Origin of the sequence: Syntrophotalea acetylenica (assembly GCF_001888165.1) — a bacterium.
Taxonomy (GTDB): domain Bacteria; phylum Desulfobacterota; class Desulfuromonadia; order Desulfuromonadales; family Syntrophotaleaceae; genus Syntrophotalea; species Syntrophotalea acetylenica.
In genome coordinates this window covers 2,353,400-2,374,774 of sequence record NZ_CP015455.1, presented here as the reverse complement: position 1 = coordinate 2,374,774, position 21,375 = coordinate 2,353,400, and the positions used below count along the sequence as shown (strand labels likewise).

The window sequence follows — 21,375 nt, the reverse complement described above, 5'->3', positions numbered from 1 at the left end:
TGGCTTTTTTTCATAGGAAAATTTCCTTTCTTGGATCACAGGTCAAGCCTGTTCACCCAGTTTACAATCCGCTGCTCTGCGTTTTGAATGCGGTCACGAGAGATAGTGAGACCGTCCAGAATCTTCGCCTCCGGCTCCAGTTGCTGGATCGTCTTGGGCGTTCTGGCAAATCTGCTGCCGCCGAGGGTGCTGAAGGGCACAATGGTTTTTCCAGCGAAGTCGTATCCCTCAAAGAAGGTATACAGAATCATGGGCATATCGCTCCACCAGATGGGATAGCCGATGAAGACCGTGTCGTACTGCGCGAAGTTTTCAATCTGCTTCGCAGTGGCTGGGCGGGCGTTTGCATCCTTTTCGTCCTCTGCCCGGTCGACCAGTGTCGCATGATTGGTGGGATAGGGGGTTACCGGCTCGATGCGGAAGATGTCCGCCCCAGTGGTCTTCTGAATTACATAGGCCATGTACTGGGTGTTGCCCAACACCTTGCCGTCGATGACCACGACGCTGTTGTCCTCATCGGTGGTCATTTTGTTGGGGTCGGTGGTCTCCGGCATGGAGAAGTAGACAATCAAGGATTTCTTTCCAGAAACAGTTGTGAGGCTTTCTGGATTGCTTTTCATTTCAGTCTCGTTTCCCTTTGCTTCTTTGCTGAAGCCGATGGTGCTACACGCCAACGCAGCGAGGATCACAGTTGTAAACAAGATTGTTTTCATGGTTTTTCTTCCTCGTTTTTAAAGGATGACCTGCTGGCGTATTGCTCGTCGCGGACATGTTCCATCCACTCCACGGTAGAACCATTCATGGGATCGGAAATTGCCACATGCGACATAGGGCTATCCGGCGTAGCACCGTGCCAATGGCGCTCATTTGCTGGAATCCAGACCACGTCTCCCGGCAGAATTTCCTGTATGGCATCTCCTTCAGATTGCACCAGTCCCCGCCCGGAAATAACGATCAAAGTCTGTCCGAAAGGATGGGTATGCCATGCGGTGCGTGCCCTGGGTTCGAAATTCACGATTCCGCCGCGATAGCTGTCAGGTGTTTCTGAAGAAAACCTCGATTCGACAGTGACATTGCCGGTGAAATAATCCTCCGAGCCTTTTGTCGGTGCTTGATTTTTGATGACCTTGACGGATGGATTCCGGCTCTCAGGAAGGTTGATACCCAGGAAATCGTTGAGTGTGTCAGCGGCTCTTTGAGCTGTCTCTACATTGACTTTTTGTTCCAGCACTTGGATAAAATCAGCGAGCTGGGATTTGCTCCACCCTACGTTCATGGAAACTCCGAAATGGGATCGTAGCTGGGGTTCTGTCCCTGTCTTCGCGGCCAGAATACTGATAGTCACCAGTTGACGTTCCTGATGAGTGAGAACATCTCTGACAAAAATCTCGGCAAACAGATGCTCCACTAAAAACTGATCGATAACGGGCGTAAATACCGCATACCCGCTGGTACGGTTTGAGATATCCCTGCCGACAAGGGCGTTCCGAACCTGATGGCCATAGGCATTTCGATCAAAATCGGCAGGTAAGGGACTTGCTTCTTTACCTGGGGTGTCGCTTATTCCCTGCTCCCGGCGCTGATCCAGCACCGCCATAAAGGTATTAATGCCGTTAAGGGCGCGGGGGAAACCGGCATAGGCATAGGAGTGCACCAGTATTTCCTTGATTTCATTAATTGTCAGACCGGCGTTTAACCCCTCAGCAAGGGCGGTTTCCAGCTGTGGTAAATTTCCCGTTGCCGTGAAAGCGGCGATGGGAATGATTCCTTTCTCCTTGGTGGTCAAGGTTTTGTTTTCATCAGCCTGTGCTTGAGAAAAGCTCACAATAGAGACCAGTACAACCATCAATGTCGTGATAGTTTTTGCGTATTTTTTCATGTTCTTTCCTTTTCATCTCGCCAGTCAGTGACTGATTGCTGTGTTCAAATGTTGTTCCCAGAACTGAACCGCAAGATCCAGCCATCCTTCGGCGTCTGTGCCTGTGCCTAGCCCGAAACCGGCCGTTCTATAGCGAAATCATTTGATCTCAACGCCGGTTTCACACAGATGAGTAAATTTGCTTTTTACCGGAGAACATTTACCACTGATACTCAGGTGCAAGGATCTTAATCAGATTCCGGTCATGCCCATGTACGAGAGTGCTTTTTGTGTCCAAAATCATGGTTGCTTCAGCAGCCCTAGTATATGGTTCCCAGGTAGGTAATGCTGTCGCTGCAGGCTTTCCGGTCTTGGCAAAAGAAATCCATGCATTGCTTACGGTATCAGCGACCTGTGCGGCCTCATCCCATTCCGCCTCGGTTCTTTCAGTGTTTGCGGAAATAGGAGATGGTTCTCTGACGTTATTGAACACATACGGTATTTCCGCCGTATGAACGGCAAGGGGAGATCCGTAGGTGAAGACGTAGCCGAATACGGGAGCACCGTTCTGATCAGCCTTATGGCTCATGATCTTTAGAATTGGCAGGCGGAGAAAAGTATCAAAATGCAGGGCGTCGCGTTTTGTTTTTGACGGATAAGCCTTAAGGAACTCTTCAACTACCCGGTCCTTTTTATCACCATAAGTAGCCTGCAGACGTGCTTCAATCTCCGCATCGGTAAAGGTTTTTCCTTTATCAGGGCCCATAACAAGATTCAGCGAGGCCCACTCATTGAGATTTGTCCCAATGAGCAGGGAAATATCTTTTCCGGCAGCAGCAAATGAATCGGCTGTCACAGGATTCGTCGGCAGAAAATCACCATCCACAACCGGTTCCCAATCCATGGAAACCTGGCCGCTCAAGGCGCCCAAGAGCCCAAACTCACCGGCAGTCTTAACCATAGCCTTCTGTGTTGCTTCTACCAGCTTTTCGTAAGGGACAGTCTGGATCGCATCGATGTTTTCCGGTGTGATGCCAAGATTTGCAAGCGTCAATTCTCCAAGACGGCGGCTGGCCTCAAGGATAGTAAAATTCACTCCCATTGATTCTGTAGCCCCGCTTTGCACAATACCTTTATGAAACAGTCCCTTGGCATAAGGACTTGTCATCAGCGCCAGTATTTTGGCACCACCGCCGGACTCTCCGAACAGTGTTACGTTGCTGGGATCACCGCCGAAACTCGCGATGTTTTCCTGTATCCATTGCAGGGAATCAACGATGTCCTGCACGCCGACATTTGCGGAGTATCTGTATTTCTCTTCATAGGCGGAAAGATCAAAATGCCCCATGATATTGAGACGGTGATTAACCGAGACGACGACCACATCGCCTTTTCTGCTCAGCTTTTCTCCGTTGTAGGAAGGCGATTCCTGGGCTGAACCAGATGAAAAGCCACCGCCGTGCAGCCACACCATGACAGCCCGTTTCTTACCGTCAAGACCCGGAGTCCAGATATTGAGGTTCTGGCAGTTATTGTTCTGAGTACCCTCTGGGACAGGAAAACCTGATGCAGATGACTGCAATGATATTGATCCGTATTCGACGGCATTACGCACACCGCTCCAGGGCTTTGCTTTTTCTGCAGGGACAAAACGTTCGTTGGCTTCGGCATAAGGGACTCCGAAATAGGTATAAATCCCGCCACTTTTGCCGCCTTGGAGGGCTCCGTATTCTGTCAGTACAATTCCGTTCCCGCCCGTAGCCCGTTTTTCATGAATGTTCGTTGTGCAACCTACTGCGACAAGTAGTATCGCAATAATAATGGTCAAGTTTTTCATCATGTAATCTCCGTTTTTATCTCGTCATTCAGTGACTGATCGTTTCATTCAAGTGTTTTTCCCAGAATTGAACCGCAAGATCCAGCCATCCTTCGGCGTCTGTGCCTGTGCCTAGCCCGAAACCGTGACCGGCCGTTCTATAGCGTCGATATTCGACCTCAACTCCGGCTTCACACAGATTCTTGACGCGTCTGTCGACAGACAAGACATTTGCAATACCGTCATTTGCGCTGGTTGTCATAAATGTCGGCGGAAAATCTTCAGAGAAACTGGACTGGCCGGTATAGGCGATAACAGCGGTTGACGGTTTCGGCAGATCGTCGCCCTGATACGCGGCGACTCCGCTTAAGGCGATATTGCCAACCATCCTGGCTCCGGCAGAGCCGCCCCATAGTGAGTAACCGGCAGTGCTGACCCCGAGTGCTTCCGCATTCTCGAAGATATAGGTTATAGCCGCCGCCAGGTCCTCCGTCGCCTTTTGCTGGCTACCGATGCGGTATCTTATGACAAAGGCGTTGTACTTCTTTTTGCTGATTTCCAAAGCAAGCGGATATCCTTCATGCAGAGAGCCGATATAGGAAAACCCTCCGCCAGGACAGACAATGGCAAACGGTGCCCCCTTTTCGCCCCGATAGAAGAAGAGTCCGGTGTTCTCTTTTGCGAAGTCGTCCCGCTTTTGCTGTTCGGCGTAGAAGTCGTAGAAAACAGCCTTGCCGTCGTTGACATCATCAATCATACGGTTCAGCGCCCCGACAACGGTGTCGGGGTGCACGTGGCCGTGGTAAGGCATGAGCGAGCGGACATTGCTGAGCGGCGTATCGAGGTAACGAGTGTCTTGCTCTGTCGGTAGGATGAGCTGACTGAAGCTTTCAAAAGCCGGGTGCTCCACGATGTCACGAACCGAACCAGCGGTCGTAAGATGGGCATAACGTCCTTGCCCGTTTCCTTTTGTACCCAAGGATGCGCCTGTCTTTGCTTCCGCCATGGCGACACCACCCGTGAAACAGGTCAGAAATAGCATCAGGATGAATATCGATCTGCTCATTGCTCCATATTCTTGCTGGGAAGACATAGGTTGTTCTTGTTCGCTCGGCTTAAACCCCACGCTGCTAGCCTTAATCCAGCTCTTTCTTTGCCAGCCAGGCGGATAAATGATCCGCGACCTCAACATTGTTCAGATCCGAGAACGGAAAATGCGTGTTGCCCTTGATCCCAACCTTGGGCAGGTGCACGACTGTCACGTCTCCGCCGTGTTTGTTGACCGTCTCGGCCCACTTTTCCGCCATTTGAACAGCGGCGTACCAGTAATCCAGGGCGGGATTTTCGTGGCGGGTGTCGGGGATATTGTCACCGTAGTAGATGACGATGGGAATCCGAGTCAGCTTTTTGAAGTCTTCCATCGGAACGCCGTAGGCTTCGAGTTTTTTGTTGAACCTGTTGGGAATGGGCGTAGGAACCTTGTTATCAGGAAAGGGAAAGCCGCTGCCCGATTCATAGGTCACCACGGCTTTGATGTTCGGGCTTTTCATAACGGAAGCCCAGCCCGGCCCGCCGCCTTGGGAGTGTGTGACCAGGATTCCCGGTCCGGTCCTGGCGTACAACGCCGCGATGGCGTCGGATATCACATCCATGTCGAACGGGCCGGTGTTGGGCGTCATCTGGCGGAAGTATTGGTTCAGGGATTCCTCGTTCTTCGGAAACTGCACTCCCGGATAGAAATCGGGCCATACGCCGAGGCGAAATTGCTGGAACCACATCTGCTCATCCGTATTCGGGGTAAGGTTCATGGCCACGGTACTGCGCCCGGCGTCACCGCGGCGGGGCTGGTCGAGCAGGTAAACGCTGAAATTGCGCCGCAGGAAGATGTTTTGAAATCCCTCACGACCGTCGGGCGTGCTCTCCCAGGTTTTGGAAAACTGTCCGGCTCCGTGCAGGAAGGTGAGGGGATATTTGCGGGCGTTCACCGGCTTCTGGTAAAATACGTAGGCATGGTCGCCGTGCAGGGTCTGCCCGGCCGGTTCAAACGGTTTGTTCGGGTTAAAGGTGCCTGGTGTGCTGATGACCGTTCCACCAACGGCAAAACTGCCTTGCTGCTGAATGACCAGCGGTTCAAGTTTGCCACTACTCTGGGCGACGGCACCGGCGGAGAAGCTCAAGCTGACCAATATCAGCGTGAGCGCAACGATTAAGCTACGAAAGGTTTTCTTCTTCATGGTTCAGCTCCTTATTTTAGCATCCTGCCGAAGAACTCGGTCAATTTGCCCATGGCCTGGTCCACATATTGCCGCTTCCAATAGGTTTCGATGTGGGTTGCACCAGCGATCATAAACAGCTCTTTATCTTTGGAACTGTGCGCTTCCTTGAAAGCATCCAGGGTCATGTACAGGGAATCGGCCTTGGCCCCTGCCATCATAAGTAACGGCTGGTTGATCAGGTCCATATTGCTGGCGGCATCAAATCTCATCAGATCGAGCAGGCTGCTCATGGTGTACCGAAACGTTGAATCCGGGTGTGCGTGCGTCTTGCCGTAGTACCCGAACCCTTCACGATAGAGATCAAACGGCAGCTTGGCGATTTGTTCATCTGTCAGCTTGGCATCGGCGGCATAGAGTATTTCGCCTCCGGCCGCTTCTTGTGCGCGGGCGTCTGAGGCTTGCTGCAAACGTTTCTGGATGGTGGCGATCTGCGAGTCCATATAGCCGTTGCGTCTCACCCGACCGGAATTAAACATGCTTAAGGTGGCAATGGCCTTAAAACGCTTGTCGGTTTGTGCTGCTTTTAAAGAATAGCCGCCACCGCCGCAGATACCAAGGAGGGCCAGCCGGTTGGCATCGACCCCGGCATATTGCGTGATGAAATCAGCCATGCCATGAATATCTTCAATCCGGTTGGCCGGTTTATCCACATTGCGCGGCTGACCACCGCTGGCCCCCTGATATGCAGCGTCCGCAGTAATGGTGATATATCCCTGCTCTGCCAGACGTTGTGCATACAGCCCGGCAACCTGCTCTTTAACACCGCCATTGGGATGAGCCACCACCACGGCCGGATATTTATGACTGGGATCATAGTTGGCCGGGGTGTAAACGTTGGCCGAAATATCGAGACCATTCAGTTTGTAAGTGACCGGGTGGATGTTAACTTCACCTTTGACATTCTCGGTAAGCGCGCCTTCGTAGGTCAGGGTAAACGGATTGAGTTTGTAATCTGCAGCCATCGCGGTTCCTGCTGAAATGCTGATAATTGCTGCCAATAGCAAGGTTACGATTTTCAAACTGGACATTGTGTTCTCCTTATTTTCCTTTGTCATGTTGGTTATAAAACGCCCGCCCGCCCCGGAGCATCTAGAGTTCGAGTTTTCTCTCGCCCAGCAACTTGACCATCGCCGAATCGCGATGGTCGAAGAAGTTGCCCTGCTTCCGGTCCAGGCTGGCAATAGCCGTCATATCTTCCGCACTCAGTTCAAAACCAAGCACGTTGAAATTCTCCACCATCCGCTCCCTGCGAACCGATTTGGGGATGGCGACAACCCCTCGCTGGGTCAACCAGCGCAGCACGACCTGGGCGATGGTTTTGTCGTATTTGTCACCAATTGACTGCAATAACTCATTGGAGAAGATATTGTTCTTCCCCTCGGCAAAAGGCCCCCAGGATTCGATCTGAACATGGTTCTCCTGGAGAAATTTCCGGGCTTCAACCTGCTGGCAGAACGGATGGGGTTCGATCTGGTTGACGGCAGGCACGACGTCGTTGTGGACGATGAGATCCATGACCCGGTGGGCTGGAAATTGCTGATCCCGATGGCTCTGATTTTCCCTGCTCGATAGAGGTCTTCCATCGCCCGCCAGGAGCCGTAGACATCGCCGAAAGACTGATGAATCAGGTAGAGATCCAGGTAGTCGAGCTGCAACTTGTTCAGCGATTTTTCAAAAGCTCTTTTGGTGTTGTCCTAACCGGCGTCCTGAATCCACAGCTTGGTGGTGACGAAAAGCTCTTCCCGCGCTATGCCACTTTTTTTAAGCGCATTGCCGACAGCCTCTTCGTTCATGTACGCTGCTGCCGTATCGACCAGGCGATAGCCGATTTCCAGCGCCTCCAAAGCGCAGGCTTTACATTCGTCCTGATCGGGGATCTGATACACCCCGTAACCAAGAATCGGCATCTCGACCCCGTTATTCAAAACAACTTTTTCCATCATTCTTCTCCTTTGGACCGTAAACAGTCCTTATTTTCCAGCTCTGGCGGGAATCAACAGCAACATCGACAGCAAACAGCCGAGTCCGCTCATGGCAATCACCAATCCCAACGGCCAAGGCGTGCCATCAGCCCACAGCCCCACCAGCCCGGAACCGAAGATTCCGCTGCCGTACTGAACGGCACCGGTTAAGGCGGAGACGGCACCGGCCCGTTGCGGAAAGTCGACCAGGGCACCGGTAATCGAGTTGGCGACAATGAGACCGGTAGTTGACGCAAACAGAAACAGCGGCACAACCAGTCCCCACAGTCCTCCCAGGCCGCTATAGGCAGCGAAACCTGACCAAAGACCGGAGCACATGGCGGTCACCGTCCCGAGCAACAGAATCCGGTCATAAGTGTAATGACCCACCAGCCACCGGTTCAGGATGTTGGCCAGCATGATGCCGATGATGCCGAGCCCGAACAGGAGGCCATAAAAGCGAGCCGGGAAATGGTAATAACTGATGTAGACGAAGGGGGTTCCGGCAACGTAAGCAAACATGCCAGCATAGAGAAAACCGCCTGCACCGAGATATCCCAGCAACCGGCGATTCTTCAGTAGCTCGACATAGCGTAACAGTGCCCGACCAAGTGGCTCCGGGTTGCGGTTATGTGCAGGCAGGGTTTCGGGGATGGTGTAAAGAGCGCTCATGGTCACCACACCAACTGCGACCAGAACCCAGAAAATAGCCCGCCAACTGGCCATGGCCACAATCTGACCACCGACCAGCGGCCCGACCAGCGGCATAATGGCCATCACCGTGATCAGGGTCGACAGCATCTGGGCGGCCTTGGTTCCTTCATAAAGGTCACGCACCATGGCACGCGAAAGAGCAACGCTGGCGCAAGCGCCAAGAGCCTGAACGATCCGCCAACCGATCATCATCAGCGCACTGTTCGACAGTGCACAACCGGCCGAGCCGATCACAAACAGGATCAGCCCGCTGCCGACTGCCAGTCGACGACCGTAACGGTCACTGATCGGCCCCCATAACAACTGACCTGAGCTGAAGCCGATCAGATAGCCTGAGATCGTCCATTCGATCATGCCGGCATCTGCGTGCAGGGAACGCTCCATGGCGGGCATGGCGGGAAGATAAAGATCAGTAGAAATGGAAGCAAACCCCATCAACAGGCTGAGGACTGCGAGTACATACAAACGGGGCTGTGGAGCCTCGGCATCCCCATGAGGCTTCAATTGATCCAAGTAGGCCATCACAATTCCTGAGCCGTCGGCCGATACAGGATTTCGTTTATATCCACATTATCAGGCTGGCTCATGGCAAAGGCGACCGCTCGCGCAAAGGAATCAGCCGGGATCGCATATGCCTCATAGAAATTGCGAATATTGTCGGCGACATCCGACTCGGTGACACTGTCCGGCAGCTCCGTGGCCACCGCCCCCGGCGAGATTATTGTCGTTCTGATGTTGTAAGGTTTTACCTCCTGGCGGAGTCCCTCAGACAGAACCCGCACCGCGTGCTTGGTCGCCGCATAGACCACGTTTCCGGGGCGGACCTTGTGCCCGGCCACCGAGGAAACATTGATGACCTGCCCGCTCTTCTGCTCCTGCATATACGGGAGCGCCGCAGCGATGCCATTCAGCACACCCTTAATGTTAACGTCAATCATTTGGTTCCAGTCGTCGATCTTGAGGCGTTCAAGCAGCGAGAGCGGCATCAGCCCGGCATTGTTGATGATGACATCGATACGCCCGTAGGTCTGTACGGTAGTGTCGACCAGTCGCTTCACTTGGTCGAGTTCGGTAACGTCCGTAGGGATGGCCAAAACCTTGCCACCGCCCTGGTTCAACTCTTCTGCCAGTGTCTGGAGGCGCTCGAAACGCCGCGCACCCAGCACGACGCTTGCGCCCTGGGCCGAGAGGAGCCGGGCGGTTGCCTCACCCAGCCCGCTGCTTGCGCCAGTAATGACTACGACTTTTCCTTTGATGTTGTTGTTCACGATGTCTTCTCCTTGTGGTCGAGCCGCCGTTCAGCGACCGACCCGCTTCTGAAGGGCCTCAGGGTAGCGATTCCCTTGAATAGTGATTTTAGCCATCGCGCTCTCGATTTCGCGCAGATCCTCGGCTGTCAGCTCGACGGAAGCCCCGGCGATGTTCTCTTCTAGACGGTGGAGTTTCGTGGTGCCGGGAATTGGGACAATCCAGGGCTTTTGGGCAAGAATCCACGCAATAGCAACCTGAGCGCGTGACGCCTGCTTGCTTGCTGCAATGTCTCCAAGCAAATCGACCAGAGTCTGGTTCGCCTTACGTGCCTCGGGCGAAAAGCGCGGCACACAGTTACGAAAATCATTTTCAGAAAATGTTGTGTCCTCGTTGATTGCACCGGTCAGAAAGCCCTTTCCAAGAGGGCTGAAGGGCACAAAACCAATCCCGAGTTCTTCAAGAGCCGGCAAAATGTCTTTCTCAGGCTCGCGCCACCAGAGAGAATACTCACTCTGAAGAGCGGCAACCGGTTGAATCTGGTGAGCACGGCGGATTGTGCCTACTCCAGCTTCGGATAGCCCAAAGTACTTAACCTTTCCTTCCTGGATCAGGTCACGAACAGTTCCGGCGACATCTTCGATGGGCACCTCGGGATCAACACGGTGCTGGTAATACAGATCGATGATGTCTGTCTTCAAGCGCTTGAGGCTTTCTTCAGCGACCTTCCTGATGTGCTCAGGTCTACTGTTCAAAATTTGCTGCTTGCCATCATCTCCAAAGGTAAAACCGAATTTAGTGGCAATGATGACCTGGTCGCGAACCGGGGCGAGGGCCTCGCCGACCAACTCCTCGTTGGTGAACGGCCCATAGACTTCAGCGGTATCAAAAAAGGTCACCCCTCGCTCAACGGCAGCTCGGATTAAAGCGATTCCTTCTTTCTTATCCGTCGCCGGGCCATATCCATAACTCAATCCCATGCAACCAAAACCAATCGATGAAACTTCCAAATTGCTGTTTCCCAGTTTGCGTTTTTTCATTTGGCACCCCCTTATAAAGGTCAGTATTTTTCCTGCCCTAATATTCCCACCATACGCACACAAGGAGGTAGGCCAATCCTGTCTGATTATTGCCTATTCGTCTTGGATGGAGCAAAATGATTGATATTTCATGCTTAGGCGAGTACCGTTATCTCAAAAACAGAAGATACCTAAAACAAGGGGTTGCCAATGAAAAGGCAGAAGCTAATGCTTGATTCTGCCATGGGTGGTCTGGTGGAAAGCATTGCACGGTTAGCTGAGAAAGGAGAGTTGCGACCAACAGCCATTCCCGAACTATCGCTCTTTCGCAGAACCGAGCCTTCCGAGCCGATTACCGGGATGTACGAACCGAGTGTCTGCTTGATTGCTCAGGGCGCTAAACGAGTACAGTTAGGTAATGACACTTACATATACGATGCGAGCCACTATCTTTTCGCCGGCCTGCATTTACCTGTCGTTGCCCAGGTAATCGAGGCCAGCCATGAAAAGCCGTATCTGGGCCTTAAGCTGACGTTTGATTATCGCGACATTTCCCAGCTCATGGCGGATAGCCTGCTCCCTCCTCCACGAACCCAGAAAACAGACAGGGGAATGGCTACCGGGGAATTGACAGTGACCTTAGTGAACGCTTTTCAAAGGCTGGTGGACCTGCTTGATGACGAGCAAGACATTCCAATACTTGCGCCGGTAATCCAGCGTGAGATTTATTATCGATTACTGGTGGGAGATCAGGGGGCGAGGTTGCGGCAACTCGCAGCGATGGGCACCCAAAGCCAGCAAGTTGCCCGAGTCATAACATGGTTAAAAGCAAACTTTTCAAAGCCGTTAAGAGTCGACGAACTTGCAGAAATGGCCAATATGGGCACATCAACCTTTCATCACCACTTTCGCAGCATGACGGCGCTCAGTCCACTCCAGTACCAGAAGCACCTGCGACTGCAAGAAGCCCGGAGATTGATGCTGTCCGAATCTATCGATGCCGCATCTGCCGCCTTTCAGGTCGGCTACGAGAGTCCGACCCAGTTCAGTCGTGAGTACAGTCGCCTATTCGGTGCACCTCCAATGCGCGATATCACCAACCTTCGACAAATGGTGACCCTTGAAAATGAATGATCTACGATTTGGTCAGGATACATAACTTGATCTGGGCGGCATAATGTTTGGCACAAGGGAATATTTCCCTCTCCAGAAAGAATTTTGTCTTCTTTTGGGCATCAAATAAGCCCAAATGGCCCCGAATAAACCAGGGGCAGGAAGAGCGAAGTGAAACCACTGTCAAATCAGGACCGGAAATCCTATCCAGTAAAAACGGATTGCGCATGCTCGCCAAATCAGAGGCTTTGGTGTCGGAAGGGTGGTTCATGAGGTGCGTTGAGGGCCTCTAGGTCCGTAATCCAATTTCGCAGTCAGGGGACCGAAAGTTTTCAGGGCTGCAGGTGCATCCTCAGGATCCAGAAGAAGTTCAATGAAGCAGGCGCAGTTGCATCCCTCGACTTTTTGAAGGACCTCTTCGAGCTTATCCTCAGTTCCTACAGTTTCAACAAAAGTATCTATATCGGGCGCGAAGACGGCAGGCAGCGCAGAGTATCGCCAGTTGGCGATGTCGTTATAGGCCTCGCGCATGCCCAGTATATAGCGCTCTATTGTGTATCCGCGATTGTTCAGTAGAAAAATGATGGGTTTCAGTTCCGATTTTAGGATTGTCGATAGTTCTTGTCCTGTGAGTTGAAACGACCCGTCGCCGATGAACAGGACGTGTCGTCGATCGCGTGCGGCCATCATCGAACCAAGCAGCGCTGGTAGCGAATAACCGATAGAACCCCAGATGAGTTGGGATATGTACTTGGTATTTTCCGGCAACCGCACGTCAGTCAGGGAGATATTGGAGGTGCCGTTGTCCGCGACAACAACGTCGCCCGGACGAATGAACCCTCTCATTCTCGGCCATAGGCGAGCCTGCGTCAACGAAGCCCCAGGTTGAGGGGTGGGAACATTTGTGAAGGATGTAGGTTGCTCAAATCTTTCTGGACAGCTCTCAACCAGTTCTGTCAGTCGGAAAACCAACTCTCTCGCCGTCACCCCTTCGTAGACCTCGCCCTCGACGGTGACGTCTCCCCCCCGAATATATACGTGGGCTGTGATGGGAATGCCGCTCGGTGATACCATCGGGCTGCTCTCGACAAAGCACGGTGCTGTTGCAATCAGGCAATCGGATGTCCCAATCGCTTCTTTTACTGAAAGTTCTGAAGCCTCGCCGATGTAGACGCCCAGAAAGAGAGGATCAGTTTCACTCAGAAGCGCCTTTCCGGTACGGAATGCGGCATAAGGCACCTGTCTTTTCTTCACAACTGAGGTGAGACCTTCTACGAGCATGGAGCGGTCGGCATCCATATCGATAAGCAGGGCTGGTTTTTTGGCTTCATTCAACAGTTTGGCAATGTGTCTGGCGGCACTCTCCAAGCGTTCGGGATCGCTTGCGGGAAGTTTCAGTTCCAGCTTAAAGTCCGAAACGTCGACCATCAGGTACGAGATGTTTGAAGGAACTTGGAGGTAGACAGGCATTTTTTCCCTCCAGCAGCGGATAAGAGCGCGGTCTATTTCTTCCGCGGCATTGCCAGGAGTCAGCCTTGTGTTCACGACCGTGAATTCCTTGAGGCAATTCATAATATTATCGAAATCCCCTTCAGCTAGCGAGTGATGGACCCGCAACCGATTCTTCATTGCGTAGAGAGGGGGAACACCGGAGATGAAAACGACGGGAACGTGTTCGGCACAAGAGCCGGCAATCCCGCAGACGGCGCTGAGATCTCCTACGCCATAAGTCGTGAGTAACGCTCCAACCCCGTTTGTGCGGGCGTATCCATCCGCAGCATAGGCAGCGTTCAACTCATTACAGGTGCCGATAAATTCTATGCCATCCACTTCTTTCATTTGCTCCAATAACTGGAGATTGTAGTCACCGGGAACGCCAAACATATGCCCTACTCCAATCTGCTGGAGGCGCATAAAAAGAAAATTTCCAATTGTCATTTTCATTCTTTGTCTCCTGTTAATCCATCATTGATTTGGAATTAAACAGAACAACTGCTGCAAGGCCTATTCCTAGCAACTCCTCTATGATGATATTTTCTTGCCGAGGTTGTCTTTAATGCCGAATTTTAAATGTCTGTGCTTAATATTTGTAGTCCTTAAGACCTTTCTTTCCTTTTAGAGCCGTAAATATTTAAACCGTTTTTTTGTCCCGTTAAAAATTTTAACACTCTCAACAAGAGGTTTTTGTCTTCTCCTTTTCCAGAATTCCCTATAGGGGATTTCCATTTCGTTCTCAAGAAAGTGCTATTAAAACGAATGGTTGAAACGGAAATGAAACGATGTTGTACGGAAAAATGGCGAATTTCCGCCTTGGCAAAAAAACATGGTGCTCCCCTTGCACAATGACCATGAGTGTGTGCCCTGGTCCTTAGGTGGAGATTAAGAAAGGAGGTGCTTTTAGGAAGGGCATAAAGAAATCGGTAACAAATAAAGTAAAAGACATATGGCAACATCAAATTAACCTCAAGTGATTAGGAGAGAAGAAATGGAATTCATGTTTGGTATCCCTAGCTTTGTTCAATTTGGTTGTGGCGTTGCAAAACAAACCGGTGAGGTAGCAAAACAGCTAGGAGCGAAAAAGGTATTTTTTGTCTATGACAAAGGTGTCAAGGCCGCCGGTTTGACAGATGTGGTGCTCAGTTCATTGAAGGAAGCGGGTCTTGAGGTTATGGAATATGACGAGGTGTTGCCCAATCCTCCTGACACTATTGTTGAAGAAGCTGCCCAAAAGGCAAAAGCTTTTCAAGCTGATGTTATGGTGGCACTCGGCGGTGGTTCCTCCATCGATTGCGCTAAAGCCATCAACATTCTGCAGACTAACCCGTCTCCTATCAATCAATATGATGGCCTTAATCTGGTGAAAAATCCGACCAAGCCGCTTATCGCTATCCCCACCACCTCCGGGACTGCCAGTGAAGTAACGGCTTTTTCCATTGTCACTGATACTACCAAAAAGAAGAAGATGGTTATCGGTGGCCAATTTGTCGGTGCTACCATGGCCCTGGCCGATCCCGAGATGACCATGGGGATGCCGCCGGCTATTACTGCTTCCACGGGTATGGACGCCTTAACTCATGCCATTGAAGCCTATGTTTCCAAAGGGGCCATGGTGCCCACTGACCTGTTTGCCCTCAAGGCCATCGAACTGATCTATAAAAACTTGGAAAAAGCAACCAAGACCGGGCAGGACCTGGAAGCCCGAACAAATATGTTGCTCGGTTCTATGCTTGCCGGCTATGCCTTCAACAGCGCTGTACTTGGCTTGGTGCACAGTATCGCCCATCCCCTAAGCGTTCATTGCGGCTTGCCTCATGGGGTTGCAAACGCTATTGGTCTGCCTTTTGTTATGGAATTCAACGGTGTTGCCGTTCCAGAAAAAACCAAGGATATTGCCTTGGCTATGGGGCTTGACGTAGCCGACAAGTCGGCTGAAGAGGCTGTAACTGTTGCTGTTGAAGCCGTTAAATCTCTGTCCAAAAAACTGGAAATTCCCAAATTACATGATTTGGATGTTCCCAAAGACTTGTTTGATCGGCTGGCCGAGGATGCGCTGAAAGAAATTTCGACCATGTTCAATCCTCGCGATGTTACCAAGGAGGATGTACTGCAAATCCTTGAAAAGGCCTATTAAGCAAATGATTTGCGGAGGTAGGCATGGTGAAGGGCCCGCCTCCGCTTAATTAGATCAAAAAGAATTCGTATTAAGCAGTAATAAAATTTCTAGCATACCAATCATGCTTTGACTCGTTGTCCGAGTTTCAGAGGAGTAGATAAATGAAGAAGTTTCTGCGCATCAACATGGCCGACAAGTCAGCCGTTTTTAGCGCCCCCCCCAAGGGATGGAGCTGTTTGGTGGGCGAGCACTCATCGCCAAAATTCTTAATGATGAGGTTGACCCCAAATGTGATGCCTTGGGGAAGGAAAACAAACTTATATTTTGCGTTGGCCTTCTGGCAGATACGCCTGCGCCTTGCTCGGGTCGACTTTCCGTTGGTGGCAAAAGCCCCCTGACCGGCACCATCAAGGAGGCCAATGCCGGGGGTACTTTTGCCCAATACCTTTTTAGCCTGGGCCTGAAGGCTTTCATCATCGAAGACCAGCCTGCTGATGACGATTGGCACATTGTCGTGCTCGGAGAAGATTCTGTCGAATTCCTGCCTGCTGAAAAGTATCTTGGCATGAATAATTACGAGCTGGTTGCCTGTCTTCAGCAGGAGTTTGGCGCCAAAATAAGTATCGCATCGATCGGTTGCGCGGGTGAGCGTGGCTACCGCAATTCGACGGTTCAAATTACAGATCCCGATGGGAAACCCGCCAGAGCAGCGGCACGCGGAGGGCTTGGTGCAGTTATGGGCTCCAAAAAAATCAAGGCCTTTGTCATTAAAGAAAAAGGGAATTACCGGGGTGAGATGCTTGATAAGACAGCCTTTGCGGTAAGAAATAAAACTTATTCTAAGGCGCTTCTTGGCAATCACGTTGTCGGCGGCTTGCGCGCGCTGGGTACGGCTGTTTTGGTCAATGTAACCAATGGCATGGGGATTCTTACCACCAAAAATTTCAGCAAGGGTACCTTTGAGCATGCCGAGGCCATCAGTGGTGAACACATTGCCGAATTGCAGGGAGATCGTAATGGAGTAATGGTACATGCCTGTCACCCTGGTTGCATCATCAAGTGTTCACAGATTTATAACGATGCTGACGGCAACTATCTGACTTCCGGCTTTGAATACGAAACCATAGGTTTGGTTGGGGCCAATTGCGAAATTAAAGACATTGACGCCATTGCACGGATCGATCGGATGTGTGATGACCTCGGAATTGATACCATGGATGCAGGGTGTACCATCGGTGTGGCCATGGAGGCCGGAGAAATTCCTTGGGGCGACGGAGAGGCTGCCATTCAGCTCGTTCAGGAAATGATTGATGGTACGGAACGCGGCCGAATTCTTGGTAATGGCACTGAAACTGCCGGCAAGCATTTTGGCGTAAAGCGAATCCCCACTGCTAAAGGTCAGGCCCTTGCGGCCTATGATCCTCGGGGTCTTAAGGGTACCGGCGTGACTTATGCCACCTCGCCTATGGGAGGCGATCATACATGCGGAAATGTTATCGGTATGCCTGGCGATCCCGCTGACAAAGAAGGCAAGGTCGAGCTTTCCCGGAATGCGCAAGTTGCCATGGCATTGATGGATTCCTTGGGCATGTGTATCTTTGCCAGCTTCGCTTTTGAGAACCCGGAAAACATTCAACTGCTTGCCGAGATGGTAGGAGCTAAATACGGTGGCGATTGGGATATCGAAAAACTGATGGGCTTAGGAGTCCAGTGCCTTTCTCTGGAGAAAAACTTCAATCGATTGGCAGGTTTCACGGAAAAAGATGACCGACTCCCCGCTTTCTTCTCTGAGGAAGCTTTGCCTGAGTCTGGAAATGTTTTCGACGTTCCCAATGAAGAACTCGATGCGGCACTGCCTTTCTAGAGTTGTTTTATGCTCACCTTAATTGGCAGAAGTCTCTTGCTGATTAATTTCGGGACAATGGCATTTCTAACCGGAGGGGGGGCTTCCCCCCCCTTGCTGAACAGGAGTTGTGTGCATGGAAGATAAGAATGTGTACTCAAACTATCGATGGTTGGTGTTGCTTGCTGGAAGTGTGGCCATTTTGTCTCTTTATATCAACATGATTGTTTTTGCCCCGGTTCTCGGTGACATCGCCTCAAATTTGCAGATTGATGTTGGTTCAGCCACCAACCTTATGATGGGTTTCGTTCTGGCGGTGGCGTGTGTGCTGACTTTCGGGGGCGTCGTTTGTGATAAGTGCGGGATTACCGCCGCACTTGTACTTGGATTGCTTTGCACCTCAGTCCCCGCGGTTTTGATGCCAATTATCGGAAGCAACTACGGAACAGTCTTTTTGTGTCGATTGGTACAAGGGGCCTCGGTCGGTTTTGTATTTGCGACAATAGGACCGATTATGGCTCTGTGGTTTCCCCCCAAAGAACAGGGGCTGGCTGCAGGGATTCTTTTTGGTTCCCTCTCGCTTGGTTCCACTGTTGGTGTGGTCTGTTCTCCCGCCTTACTTACCCTTTTGGGGAGTTGGCAAAAGATGGTTGCGTTTATGTCGATCCCGGGGTGGATAGCAATAGTGCTTGCCTTGGTCTTTACCCGCAGGCAGCCCTCTCCCGCAGTGCTTAAGTCGCTTGGGGATGTTATGGCTTCGGGCGTTCAGGTTTCTTTCATCAAGGCCCTCGCGTTGCCAAAAACTTGGCTAATTACCTTGGTGATTGTTTGCAATGCCTGGGGGTTGTACGTCTTATACAACTTGGTTCCTCCTTATCTGGCATCGCCGGCGTCCATGGGGGTTGGATTGCCCCCGGTAACGGCAGGTAATATTTCGTTGGCACTGACTGCAGTCGGAATCTTTGCTCCGTTTGTCGGCGGATTGTTTTTCGATAAAATTGCTCGTGGAAACCCCAAGCCCGCAGTACTCTTTGGCTTTTTGATTTCAGGGGGGTTCGCTTATTTGATTCTGCTGGAACCCGTTTTCAGCCAAATGGGGTATTTGGTGTTGTGTCTTATGATCGCTGGGTGGGGGATTCCGTTTATGAACGCCTCCCTTAGTGCCTTTATCAGCATGAATTACCCACCGAGTATTCTCGGCCGAATGGTTGGTTTTTGTTATGGCGTCGGCACATTTGGCGGTGCCTTGGGTCTTTATCTGGGTGGTAAAGCAATCGCAACGACAGGCAGTTTCTATTGGGCTCTTGCCATGATTACAATTGTTTCGGTTTTTGGGATGGCGATAATTCTTTTAATACGAGAGAAAAAAACTTCAGTCTCAGATGAACGGTGTGCCGCCGAAGCTTCTTGAGAGAAATGGAATGTTTAGTAACCCAAAAATTATTCACTCATGATTTGAACAAGTTCTAGGCATTACACAAGGGGGTGTTATGAAGTTGAAAATACAAATTTTTTTTCTTTTGCTGGTTTGCCTGCTTTTCTGGACAGGAACGGCCGTGGCCGGTGGAGGCGCCGGCAATCATTTCACCAACGGCGGTGAAGGTATCAAGGTGGCTACGGTTGGCCCTCCCGGTTTTTACTATCGCTTATACAATTTCTTCTATCATGTCGACACGTTGAAAGATGGCCATAAGGACTCGTCTGGGGATCTGGACCTATTTGTCTTCGCTCAGGTTCACAGGCCAATCTGGGTAACTAATATCAAGCTTCTCGGCGGGGATTGGCTTCCCAACGTGGTCATCCCAGTTGTCTACACGGATTTTGATCTTGATTTTGATTCTTTCTCCATTTCAGATGAACGAGTCTCCCTCGGTGACTGTGTTGTTGAGCCTATTGCCATTGCCTGGCATGGAAAACAGTGGGACGCGGTATTCGGCGCGATGGCCTGGGTGCCTGTCGGTCACTATGATCCCGACCATCCTGCGGGGGCGGGGAAAGGCTACTGGACAGCACAGTTCGACCTTGGCGGCACCTATTACCCCGACAAGGAAAAAACATGGAGCCTGTCCTGGCTTGGTCGTTATGAAACGCACTTCAAGCAGCGTGGCCACGATGTTACGTACGGTGACGACTTCCACTTTGAGTGGGGGATAGGAAAGGCTCTACCTCCTTCGATGGGAATCGGTCTGCTCCGGGGCTTTGAACTCGGCGTGGTGGGATATGCCCAGTTCCAGATCACGGACGACCGGGGCAAGGATGTAACATGGGATAAAGTGCATGACCGAGTGTTTGCCGTTGGTCCGGAAATTAGGTTTGCCATTCCCAAGTGGAAAACCTTGATCGAAATGCGGACAAACATCGAATTTGGAGCCGTGGACCGTACCGAAGGGATAATGACCAGTTTGAATATCACCAGGGCTTTTTAAACAGTTGGGCCGGCAGTATAGGAGTTAAAGGGTCTTCTTTCAAGCAATTGAGCAAATCTCAAATATTGCCGGCTCTTAAATGGTAATCTACGAATTGTAGTAAGGATATTTTATGAAAAAGAATGACTTTTGGTTTCTGGTAATTCTAGTAGCCTTTTTCAGCCCCTTTTTCCTATCGGAAACCGCTCAGTATTATTACAACACAGCAACAACTCAGCACGCTCTGCTTATGAGTTTTGCAAAGTTCTCTATTTTAGCAACTCTGGGTGAAGTAATCGGGCTTCGAATTTCACAAGGAATTTATACCAAGGAAGGTTTCGGACTTCTCCCTAGGGCAATTTTCTGGGGCTTTACTGGTGTGCTGATCAAAATTGCATTTGTGATTTTTGCAACGGGTTCTCCTATGCTGGTTGATCACTATTTTTATAAATTAGGTGAAAACCCCCTCGCAGGAAACTTGACTGCTGCGAAAGTTTTGGTCGCCTTCTCTATCAGCGTCTGCATGAACCTCATGTTCGCACCATTGTTTATGACCCTTCATAAAGTTTCCGATATCCATATCGAGGAAACAGGGGGTACGTTGGGTGGATATTTCTCCAAGATCGATTTTGCGAGAATTTTGAAGAAAATCGACTGGTCGGTCATGTGGGGGTTCGTTTTTAAGAAGACTCTGCCTCTGTTCTGGATTCCGGCGCATACCATTACTTTTTTACTTCCACCTAACTTTCAGATTCTTTTTGCCGCTCTTTTAGGAATCGTTCTGGGTCTTATTTTAGCTGTAGCGGGGATGAGCAAGCCAAAAAAGATGACAACAGCCGCGGCTGTCTGAAAAAGTTCGACAGCCAGATTCCTGCAAAGCGACCTAGAAAAATTTCAATCTTCAATAATAAGACCTCATCCATTTAACCAGCGGATGAGGTCTTATTATTTAGCTTCAGATCGCTTCGAACGAGGCGCATCGGGTGATAGCGGCCGGACTCCGGCTTTTTCAGGCGGTGCGCGGAGCCTCCTCCCTGTCCTGGAAGCGGTGGTTACCCTTCTCGAGTCAGCCTAAACGAAACAGTGGTTTCAACTTTGGTGTGTTTCGCAGTGCAGTTCAATCTGGTTCGTATGTCAAAAAATGCTTCACGTAAAGAAATCTCACATCTGTTCAGTTGTAAAAAATATTAACACCACGCGGGAGCAAAACAACCTTAAAGATTACGGCCATAAATTGTTATCATCGCCACACCCCCAAAAAAATCCTCAATATTACAACAGGTTCTCTTCTCTTTTTTTGTCTAGTTAAAATATATTTTTTACATGAACAGCAGTTCTACAATTGGCATTTTCCTTGCTTTCTATTTGCACATAGAGACGATGAGGAGCTTGCAGTTATTTTGAAAGTTCGCTGTGTAGTAGAACTTATCAATAAAATAGTACTGCAGGAAGTTGAATAAAACGTTCATAAGCTTTGTTGACGGTCTTCGTTTGTCCAAAATTTTGAAA

At 50.7% G+C, this 21,375-nt stretch carries 16 protein-coding genes and 1 pseudogene; 6 read left to right on the top strand and 11 right to left on the bottom strand.

Annotated features, from left to right (window positions below):
- Positions 1-35 precede the first annotated feature (35 nt).
- The 10 genes and pseudogenes from A6070_RS10950 to A6070_RS10905 all read right to left on the bottom strand — a co-directional run bounded on the left by A6070_RS10950 (position 36) and on the right by A6070_RS10905 (position 10,913).
- Positions 36-713, bottom strand: a complete 678-nt coding sequence (locus A6070_RS10950) for a flavodoxin (RefSeq protein WP_072285787.1) — start codon at positions 711-713, stop codon at positions 36-38.
- On the bottom strand, positions 710-1,879 hold the full coding sequence (locus A6070_RS15605) for a (R)-mandelonitrile lyase (RefSeq protein WP_072285786.1): 1,170 nt from the start codon (positions 1,877-1,879) through the stop codon (positions 710-712). Before A6070_RS15605 ends, A6070_RS10950 begins: the two co-directional genes overlap by 4 nt.
- A gap of 199 nt (positions 1,880-2,078) precedes the next feature.
- Complete coding sequence (locus A6070_RS10940; protein WP_145926345.1) at positions 2,079-3,698, bottom strand: carboxylesterase/lipase family protein; 1,620 nt, start codon at positions 3,696-3,698, stop codon at positions 2,079-2,081.
- Positions 3,699-3,723: 25 nt separating this feature from the next.
- Positions 3,724-4,767 carry an alpha/beta hydrolase gene (locus A6070_RS10935; RefSeq protein ID WP_201257965.1) on the bottom strand — a complete coding sequence of 348 codons (1,044 nt, stop codon included), beginning with the start codon at positions 4,765-4,767 and terminating at the stop codon, positions 3,724-3,726.
- Between the two features lie 43 nt (positions 4,768-4,810).
- Positions 4,811-5,908: an alpha/beta hydrolase gene (locus A6070_RS10930; protein WP_072285785.1), complete on the bottom strand. Its 1,098-nt coding sequence runs from the start codon at positions 5,906-5,908 to the stop codon at positions 4,811-4,813.
- Between the two features lie 11 nt (positions 5,909-5,919).
- On the bottom strand, positions 5,920-6,978 hold the full coding sequence (locus tag A6070_RS10925) for an alpha/beta hydrolase (protein WP_072285784.1): 1,059 nt from the start codon (positions 6,976-6,978) through the stop codon (positions 5,920-5,922).
- A 61-nt stretch (positions 6,979-7,039) separates the two neighbouring features.
- Positions 7,040-7,890: pseudogene (locus A6070_RS16565) on the bottom strand (aldo/keto reductase).
- A gap of 30 nt (positions 7,891-7,920) precedes the next feature.
- The gene (locus tag A6070_RS10915; RefSeq protein WP_083558443.1) at positions 7,921-9,147 is read right to left on the bottom strand and encodes a multidrug effflux MFS transporter; all 1,227 of its coding nucleotides are present in this window, start codon (positions 9,145-9,147) and stop codon (positions 7,921-7,923) included.
- Positions 9,147-9,893, bottom strand: coding sequence for an SDR family oxidoreductase (locus tag A6070_RS10910; protein WP_072285783.1), 747 nt, complete (start codon positions 9,891-9,893; stop codon positions 9,147-9,149). The genes A6070_RS10915 and A6070_RS10910 overlap by 1 nt, the downstream gene beginning before the upstream one ends.
- Before the next feature lie 30 nt (positions 9,894-9,923).
- The gene (locus tag A6070_RS10905; protein ID WP_072285782.1) at positions 9,924-10,913 is read right to left on the bottom strand and encodes an aldo/keto reductase; all 990 of its coding nucleotides are present in this window, start codon (positions 10,911-10,913) and stop codon (positions 9,924-9,926) included.
- A gap of 189 nt (positions 10,914-11,102) precedes the next feature.
- Here A6070_RS10905 and A6070_RS10900 point away from each other — a divergent pair, with 189 nt between their 5' ends.
- Positions 11,103-12,026: an AraC family transcriptional regulator gene (locus A6070_RS10900; RefSeq protein ID WP_072285781.1), complete on the top strand. Its 924-nt coding sequence runs from the start codon at positions 11,103-11,105 to the stop codon at positions 12,024-12,026.
- Positions 12,027-12,272: 246 nt separating this feature from the next.
- Here the strand turns inward: A6070_RS10900 and A6070_RS10890 are convergent, their stop codons facing one another.
- The gene (locus A6070_RS10890; protein ID WP_072285779.1) at positions 12,273-13,949 is read right to left on the bottom strand and encodes an alpha-keto acid decarboxylase family protein; all 1,677 of its coding nucleotides are present in this window, start codon (positions 13,947-13,949) and stop codon (positions 12,273-12,275) included.
- A 541-nt stretch (positions 13,950-14,490) separates the two neighbouring features.
- Between A6070_RS10890 and A6070_RS10885 the strand changes: the two genes are divergently transcribed.
- From A6070_RS10885 to A6070_RS10865, 5 genes are all read left to right on the top strand, one after another.
- A complete protein-coding gene (locus A6070_RS10885; protein WP_072285778.1) occupies positions 14,491-15,636 on the top strand; it encodes an iron-containing alcohol dehydrogenase in 1,146 nt (381 codons plus the stop codon).
- Between the two features lie 208 nt (positions 15,637-15,844).
- Positions 15,845-17,482 (top strand): aldehyde ferredoxin oxidoreductase family protein, encoded by a 1,638-nt coding sequence (locus tag A6070_RS10880; protein WP_201787901.1) that lies wholly within the window; start codon positions 15,845-15,847, stop codon positions 17,480-17,482.
- Positions 17,483-17,597: 115 nt separating this feature from the next.
- A complete protein-coding gene (locus A6070_RS10875; protein WP_072285776.1) occupies positions 17,598-18,872 on the top strand; it encodes an MFS transporter in 1,275 nt (424 codons plus the stop codon).
- A gap of 79 nt (positions 18,873-18,951) precedes the next feature.
- Positions 18,952-19,887 (top strand): SphA family protein, encoded by a 936-nt coding sequence (locus A6070_RS10870; RefSeq protein ID WP_072285775.1) that lies wholly within the window; start codon positions 18,952-18,954, stop codon positions 19,885-19,887.
- Between the two features lie 112 nt (positions 19,888-19,999).
- Positions 20,000-20,716, top strand: a complete 717-nt coding sequence (locus tag A6070_RS10865) for a hypothetical protein (protein ID WP_072285774.1) — start codon at positions 20,000-20,002, stop codon at positions 20,714-20,716.
- The last annotated feature ends 659 nt before the right edge of the window (positions 20,717-21,375 follow it).

Excerpts from the sequence above, each read along its gene's own strand:
- A6070_RS15605 (WP_072285786.1), bottom strand. The coding sequence starts at position 1,879 with ATGAAAAAATACGCAAAAACTATCACGACATTGATGGTTGTACTGGTC.
- A6070_RS10925 (WP_072285784.1), bottom strand. The coding sequence starts at position 6,978 with ATGTCCAGTTTGAAAATCGTAACCTTGCTATTGGCAGCAATTATCAGC.
- A6070_RS10880 (WP_201787901.1), top strand. The coding sequence starts at position 15,845 with ATGGAGCTGTTTGGTGGGCGAGCACTCATCGCCAAAATTCTTAATGAT.
- A6070_RS10900 (WP_072285781.1), top strand. The coding sequence starts at position 11,103 with ATGAAAAGGCAGAAGCTAATGCTTGATTCTGCCATGGGTGGTCTGGTG.
- A6070_RS10885 (WP_072285778.1), top strand. The coding sequence starts at position 14,491 with ATGGAATTCATGTTTGGTATCCCTAGCTTTGTTCAATTTGGTTGTGGC.
- A6070_RS10940 (WP_145926345.1), bottom strand. The coding sequence starts at position 3,698 with ATGATGAAAAACTTGACCATTATTATTGCGATACTACTTGTCGCAGTA.
- A6070_RS10930 (WP_072285785.1), bottom strand. The coding sequence starts at position 5,908 with ATGAAGAAGAAAACCTTTCGTAGCTTAATCGTTGCGCTCACGCTGATA.
- A6070_RS10905 (WP_072285782.1), bottom strand. The coding sequence starts at position 10,913 with ATGAAAAAACGCAAACTGGGAAACAGCAATTTGGAAGTTTCATCGATT.
- A6070_RS10870 (WP_072285775.1), top strand. The coding sequence starts at position 18,952 with ATGAAGTTGAAAATACAAATTTTTTTTCTTTTGCTGGTTTGCCTGCTT.
- A6070_RS10935 (WP_201257965.1), bottom strand. The coding sequence starts at position 4,767 with ATGTCTTCCCAGCAAGAATATGGAGCAATGAGCAGATCGATATTCATC.
- A6070_RS10950 (WP_072285787.1), bottom strand. The coding sequence starts at position 713 with ATGAAAACAATCTTGTTTACAACTGTGATCCTCGCTGCGTTGGCGTGT.
- A6070_RS10915 (WP_083558443.1), bottom strand. The coding sequence starts at position 9,147 with ATGGCCTACTTGGATCAATTGAAGCCTCATGGGGATGCCGAGGCTCCA.
- A6070_RS10865 (WP_072285774.1), top strand. The coding sequence starts at position 20,000 with ATGAAAAAGAATGACTTTTGGTTTCTGGTAATTCTAGTAGCCTTTTTC.
- A6070_RS10875 (WP_072285776.1), top strand. The coding sequence starts at position 17,598 with ATGGAAGATAAGAATGTGTACTCAAACTATCGATGGTTGGTGTTGCTT.
- A6070_RS10890 (WP_072285779.1), bottom strand. The coding sequence starts at position 13,949 with ATGAAAATGACAATTGGAAATTTTCTTTTTATGCGCCTCCAGCAGATT.